Origin of the sequence: Streptomyces sp. NPDC006365 (genome assembly GCF_042870755.1) — a bacterium.
Taxonomy (GTDB): Bacteria; Actinomycetota; Actinomycetes; order Streptomycetales; family Streptomycetaceae; genus Streptomyces; species Streptomyces xiangluensis.
Map to the genome: position 1 here is coordinate 443,771 of NZ_JBIAHS010000006.1, position 6,608 is coordinate 450,378.

Below are 6,608 nucleotides of genomic sequence, written 5' to 3' on the forward strand. Positions count from 1 at the left end.
GGAGGGCGTCGGGACCGGTACTACGGCAGACATACTGATCGTCATTACCCGTATGGAACGAATGGATCGCGTGGAGCCCATGCCCCCCAGGGACGACGTCGCAGAGGCCGCCGACGCGTACGCGGCAGCGCCGCTGCTCAATTGTCTGCTGCGGGAGGTGGCCGAGCCCGCACCGGGGTCCGGTGAGCGGCCCGTGTACCGGCTGCCTGCCGGGGGACGGCTGCTGCGGGTGCGCGGTGGACGCCGGCCCGCCGAGCCCGAGGTGTACGCCGCCGGGGCCTGGCACCGCCTCACCCACGCCGAGCTGGTCAAACTCACCGCCGATGAGCTGCGCCGGCACACCGGCCTGGCCAACTCCGAGCTGCCCACCGAGATGATCGACAGCCGGGACGCGGTGGCGGCGCTCCTCGTCGCCCGCGAGGGGGCCACTCCGCCCGAGGACCCGTATCAGCGCTCCGAGCAGTCCCTGATCACCGGGCACCCCTACCATCCCGCGCCCAAGACCCGCGGCGGCGGCCCGGTCGCCGACTGGCTCCCGTACGCCCCCGAGGCCTACGCCCGCTTCCCGCTCGTCCTGCTCGGGGTGCGCGAGGACGCGGTCGTCGAGGAAGGCGACCTGCGGGCGATCGACGCGCTGGGCCAGGCCCCTCCCGGCTACCGGCTCCTGCCCGCCCACCCCTGGCAGCTCGACCTCGTCGGCAGCCGACCGGAGATCCGCGAAGCCTTCGCCGACGGCTGCCTCGTACGACTCGGACGCGCGCCGTTCCCCGTCTGGCCCACGGCGGCCATTCGGACGGTGTACGACCCTGCCGCCGACCTCTTCCTGAAGTTCAGTCTCGACGTCCGCATCACCAATGACATCCGCCGCCTCTGGCGTCATGACCTCCTCCAGCTCCACCGCACGGACGCGGCGGTCACCTCGGCGTTCGCGGCCGTGGACGGCCCCGCGGCCTGGCTGAGCGACCGCGGATACCGCACCGCGAGCTTCGCCTTCGAGGAACTCGCCGTCCTCGTACGCGACGGCCTGCGGGACCACGTCCTCCCCGGCGCGACCCCCCTGCTGGCGGCGGCCCTTACGGAAGCCTTCGACGGCAGTCCACTGGACTCCTGCTCCGCCCCGGCCGACTGGTGGACGGCGTACGTGCGTCAAGTCGTTCCGCCCGCGCTGGAGTTGTTCGCCCGTCACGGTGTCGTACTGGAAGCGCATCTGCAGAACACGGTGGTCGCCGTGGATGGCGCCGGTCTGCCGGTGCAGGCACTCTTCCGGGACGCCGAGGGCGTGAAGCTGCTGTCCGACGTCACGCGCGCTGCCGGGTGGGAGCGGCTGGTGTACTGCCTCGTAGTCAACAACCTCCTTGAGATCGCAGGGGCGCTGGAGGAGCGGTATCCGGGGGTGGAGCTCTGGTCTGCCGTACGGCGGGAGTTGAGGCGCTACGAGGCGGGGGTGCCGGAGGTGGGGGAGCTGCTCAGGGCTCCCACGCTGCCCGGCAAGACGAACCTGCTGTTGCGGTGGACGGGGGCGGACGGGGCGGATGCCCGGTATCTGCCACTGGCCAGCCCCTTGAGGTAGAGGTGGCGCGGGAAATGCCAGTGGGTACGGTGACCCGCTGATTTACAGTGGCCGGTGTGCTGCGGGAAGTGACTGCCGACCGATACGTGACCCCGCTGAGGTCCGGCGGCTCCGTGCCCGGAGTCGTCGAGGCCGACGACGTGGGGACGTATGTCGTGGAGTTGACCACCCAGAGACGCTGACCTGCGGTGACAAGCGGAATCATCGCCGCCCTGGACACGCTGGGTGCCGGGTGGCCTTCGTGATGGCGCAGGTCCCGGCGGTGATCGGCCCGGCATCACGACGCGCTCTCGCGCACGATCTGGGGCAGGGCACGCTGTCAGATCGCTGCCGCGATCGGCGGTCCTGGGCGCGGTCCCACGCCGTACTGAGAGCGCGCGCAGGACGTGGCACTGCGGCTGTGCGCGACCCTCACCTGCACCATCCCCGTCTTGCGCGTGCTCGGCGAGCTGCTGACGGACCACCGGCGCAGGCCGCACAACGCACCGCCGCATCGGCCAAGTCGTACTGACGGGAGAACCAACGGAACGGTCTGCCCTCAGACGGCTTCGTTGAGGAGCCTTCGATGAATCGCCAACCGCGGGTGCGATGCGCGCCGTTCGTCGATTCGCCACATGCAGTGGGCGGAGCGTGTGGCGACGGCTTGGTCGAGCGGGGCGGAAGCCCAGGGCGGGAGGCCGCTCCCCGAGTGACCCGCTGTGGTGGAACGCGCGCACGAGGGTTCGTCGGCTGGTCAGGCCCCGGACGAGACCTCAGTCTTCGCACCCGAGGCCGCGGCTGTTCCCTCTGCCGCCCGGAGTGTCTTGTTGCGGCGGACGGAGGAGAGGAAGGAGGCCGCGATCAGGAACACGCCGACCAGGCCGGTGATGATCTCGCTGATCTCGTGCTGGATCGTCACCAGCAGGATCGTGGGCGTGTCACGACGCCGGCGGAGGGTGAGCCGCGGTACAGCCGCGGTACACGGGTTCTCTGTGGGTGTTCACCATGATCATCGCTTGACGGGTGCGCTCCCCGGTGCGGGCCGGGCTGCGACACCACGGACACGGTCGGCGCGGGCGTGGGGCAGCAGGCATGTGGAGGAGGGGCCGGCAGCGTTTCCTGGGATCGGCCGGACGGCTTGTCGTTCCCGCGTGTTGGTGCGCCCTCGCGGGAGAGGCTGACCCTGCCCGCGATGGGTGACGTGGCCGGCCCTGCTCGGGAGCATCGGACCGGCCACCTTCCCTGTGCCTGACTCAGAACTTCTGGGCGAGGGCCTTCAGAGCTTTCTCCGCGCCGGGGTTCAGCGGGACTGGGGTGACGATCTCAGCCATGTCGAGTTCGATCCCGGCGGCGGCCGCGTTCACCTTCTCCAGGTCGCTCTTCTTCTTGTAGACGAGGTTGACGATCTCGGCGGCGAGATCCGGGTCGAAGCCCTTCTTCACCAGCAGCACGTTGGGTACCACGATCGTGGGCACGTCCTTGGACTGGTTGTATACGGCCTTGGGGATGGAGGCCGTCTGGTAGACGTCGCCGTACTCCTCGTTCAGGGCCGGCAGTTGCGGTGTCACGTCCAGGAAGCGGACCTCTTTCTTGAGGCTGGTGGTGAGGTCCGTGATGCCGCCGCTGGGCAGCCCTCCCGACCAGAACAGGGCGTCGATCGTGCCGTCCTTCATGGCGTCCACGGTCTCGGGGAGACCCAGGCGGTCGGCGGAGATGTCCTTGGCGGGGTCCAGTCCCGCGGCCTTCAGCAGCCGGTTGGCGATCACTTCCGTGCCGGAACCGGGGGCCCCGGTGGAGACTCTCTTGCCCTTCATGTCCTCCAGGGAGTCGATGCCCGCGTCGGATCGGACCAGCACCTGGGTGTAGTTCGGGTACAGCCGGGTCAGTGCCTCGATGTCCTGCGGGGAGGAGAACGACTCCTTGCCCTCGACGGCGTCGCCGGCGGTGTCCAGCAGGGAGAAGGCGAGGTCGTAGGTGCCGGCTCCGAGGCCCTGGATGTTCTGCACGGACGCGCCGGTGGTGGTGGCGGTGGCCCGGTAGCCGTCGAGGTCGTCGGAGATCAGCTCCGCGAGGCCGCCGCCGATCTGGTAGTAGACGCCGGTGGTGGGCCCGGTCGCGATGGTGAGCCGGCCTCCCTTCCCACCGCTGTCGGCGGCCGTGTTCTCCGTCTGCTTCCCGCCACCGCAGGCGGTGGCGAGGAGACCTATGGCGAGTGCGGCAGTGGCGAGGCGCAAGGTGCGCGTTCGGTGCTTCACGAGGGTCATGAGGGGAGCTGTCCTTCCGTGATGGTGTCCGCCTCCCGGTTCCCACCGGTGGTGGGAACCGAGAGGGTGGGCTGCCTGCGGCGCACCAGATGCGCGCCGAGGGCAAGTGCGAGGGCCGCGAAACCCGCGGTGATCGCTACGGGTTCGAGGTACAGCAGGCACAGGGCGGCGACTGCGCACAGGGCCCGCTCCACCGGTCCTGCCGGGCCGAGGAGCCGGCCTCCGGTGGCGGCGGCCAGCGCGGCCACGGCGAGGGCGGAGACGGCGGTGGTCCACAGGACGCCCCACAGGCTGCCCGTGCCGAGCAGATGGGCGCCGTTGTCGGTGAGGACGAAGGCGAACGGCACCAGGAACGCGGGCAGCGAGTACTTCCAGGTCGCCACCATCGTGCGCATCGGGTTGCCCCCGGTGATGGCGGCCGAGGCGGCCGCTGCCATGGCCGTGGGCGGGCTCACCTCGGAGAGCACGGCGTAGTAGAAGATGAACATGTACGCCTCGTGGGTGGCGACCCCCAGCGACAGCAGGGCCGGCGCGATGATCACCGCGGCGATGATGAACGAGGCGGTGACCGGGACCGCGAGCCCGAGGATCGACACCGCCACCGCCGCGAAGAGCACGGTCAGGACCAGCGTCACGGTCGGGTTGTCGCCGAGGACCCCGGCGGCGTCGACGATGACCGAGGCCAGGTTCAGGCCGAGGCCGGTCTGGGTGACGACGGCGACGATCATGCCTGCCGCGGCGCAGGTCGCGACGACCGGGAGGACGGACTTGCTGCCCTCGGCGAGGGCGGCGTAGAGCCGTCGCGGCGTCATCCGGTGCTTCGGGTCGAGGAACGACAGCAGGAACTGCAGGGCCGTCGCGTAGACCACCGCCCTGAACGGGGGCAGTCCCATCGCCATGAAGCCGACGATCATGAAGAGGGAGAGGAAGTGGTAGCCGAACCGGCCGAGCAGCCGAAGTGCCGACGTGTGCTCGTCGTCCACCACGGGCTGGGTGTGGTGCTTGCGGGCGTCGATCTCCACGGCGAGGAGGATGCCCAGGTAGTACAGGAGCGTGGGCACCAGCGCGTACAGCAGGACGGTGAGGTAACTCTCCCTCAGGTACTCGGCGATGATGAACGCGGCGGCGCCCAGTGTCGGCGGGGAGAGGATCGCGCCGATACCGGCGGCCGCGAGCACTCCGCCGCCCTGCTCCTTGCCGTAGCCGGCCCGGCGCAGGACGGGCCAGGCGACCGAGCCCAGGCTGACCGCGGTCGCGGTGCCGGAACCGGAGACGGTGCCGAGCAGGAATCCCGCGGCGGTCACCGTGCGTCCGGGCGCGCTGCGGGAGCCCCGGAAGGCCGCGAACGACAGGTCGATGAAGAACTTGCCCGCACCGGAGATGTCGAGGACGGCGCCGAAGATGGTGAACAGGACGATGTAGGTGCCGGCCACGTTCAGCGGCACGCCGTAGACCCCGTCGGTGCCCATGAAGAAGTGGGCCGCGATCGCGTCGATGTCGAAGCCGCCGTGCGCCAGCGACCAGTCGTACGGCAGGAGCCCGCCGTAGTAGGCGTAGACCAGGAAGCTCGCGCAGAAGGCGGGCAGGACCCAGCCGGTGGTGCGCCGGCATGCCTCCAGGACCAGCACGATCATGGCGAGGCCGACCGCCGTGTCCAGCGAGGTCGGCAGCTGGCGCCGCTCGATGAAGGCGTCGAACTCCAGCAGCGGGTACAGGCACACGGCGAGCGCCGCCGCGGCGAGCAGCCAGTCGAACCACGCCGGGTTGTCGTGACGTACGGCCGCCCTGCCCGACGCCCCGGCCGGGGTGGCGGCGCGGTCACCGCGTCGCCAGGGCAGCAGCAGCGCCGGTACCCGCACTGTCCCGCGGTGGGTCAGGAAGATCAGCGGCAGCGTCCCCGCGAGGAAGAGGGTCAGGTAGTACTGGGTGCCCTTGGCCACCGGAAAGAAGATCGCGTACAGCACGAAGACCGACAGCGCGGCGCACACCACGGACACGGCCGCGGAGACGCCGGGGGAGAGTTTGCGGGCCGGCCGCTCCTGTTCGAACTCGGCCACGAGCTCCTCGGCTGATCGCTGCCTCGGCTCGGACGGCACCGTTGCCATGCTCATCGCGGCTTCTCCTGGGACTAGGCGGTTCGTGGTGTCCCAGACCGTGGCAGCTGTTTACATGCGGGCAACAGAGCGCGCCCGAGGACTTAACGTAGGTTTAGGGTTCGGTGACGGCGGTCACTTCTACGCTCGTCGCAACGGCTGTGACCTGCGCGCTCCCTCGGCACCCCTGCCGCCGGGCCTCAGGGCCCGCCGGATTTCAGTAACCGGGAGGCCGTGTGCGGATACTTCTCGTCGAGGACGACAACCGGGTCGCCGACGCCCTCACCGGTGCCCTGCGACGCCACGGGTACGAGGTGCGGCGTGCCGCCAACGCCGCCGACGCCCTGGCCGCACCTCCGGTCGACCTCGTCCTGCTCGATCTGGGCCTGCCCGACCGGGACGGCATCGAGGTGTGCCGCGAGCTGCGCGCCCGCGGTGGGGTACCGGTGATCGCGGTGACCGCGAGAGGAGACGAACCCGACCGGGTGCGCGGGCTGCGCAGCGGCGCCGACGACTACGTGGTGAAACCGTTCGGGACCGCGGAGCTGCTGGCCCGTATCGAGGCGGTGCTCCGGCGCAGCGTGAGCCAGCGCGCCCATGAGGACCGGCTCGTCGCCGTCGACGGCCTGGAGGTCGACCTCGGGCGGCGCACGGTCACCGTGGACGGGCGGAGTATCACCCTGGCCCGCAAGGAGTTCGAGA

At 70.4% G+C, this 6,608-nt stretch carries 4 protein-coding genes and 1 pseudogene; 2 read left to right on the forward strand and 3 right to left on the reverse strand.

The window, feature by feature from the left end; genetic code table 11:
- Nucleotides 1-61: 61 nt before the first annotated feature.
- Entirely contained in the window at nucleotides 62-1,570 is a 1,509-nt protein-coding gene (locus ACFYO0_RS20305) for an IucA/IucC family protein (protein ID WP_388677631.1), read from the forward strand.
- A 733-nt stretch (nucleotides 1,571-2,303) separates the two neighbouring features.
- On the opposite strand, the pseudogene ACFYO0_RS20310 reads toward ACFYO0_RS20305, so the two are convergent.
- From ACFYO0_RS20310 to ACFYO0_RS20320, 3 genes and pseudogenes are all read right to left on the reverse strand, one after another.
- Nucleotides 2,304-2,477: pseudogene (locus ACFYO0_RS20310) on the reverse strand (DUF475 domain-containing protein); the annotation flags it as partial.
- Nucleotides 2,478-2,802: 325 nt separating this feature from the next.
- Complete coding sequence (locus ACFYO0_RS20315) at nucleotides 2,803-3,813, reverse strand: TAXI family TRAP transporter solute-binding subunit (protein WP_388677574.1); 1,011 nt, start codon at nucleotides 3,811-3,813, stop codon at nucleotides 2,803-2,805.
- Entirely contained in the window at nucleotides 3,810-5,924 is a 2,115-nt protein-coding gene (locus ACFYO0_RS20320) for a TRAP transporter permease (RefSeq protein ID WP_388677576.1), read from the reverse strand. The genes ACFYO0_RS20315 and ACFYO0_RS20320 overlap by 4 nt, the downstream gene beginning before the upstream one ends.
- Before the next feature lie 218 nt (nucleotides 5,925-6,142).
- Here ACFYO0_RS20320 and ACFYO0_RS20325 point away from each other — a divergent pair.
- Nucleotides 6,143-6,608 (forward strand): response regulator transcription factor (locus ACFYO0_RS20325; protein WP_388677579.1); only part of this gene is annotated, 466 nt, incomplete at its 3' end.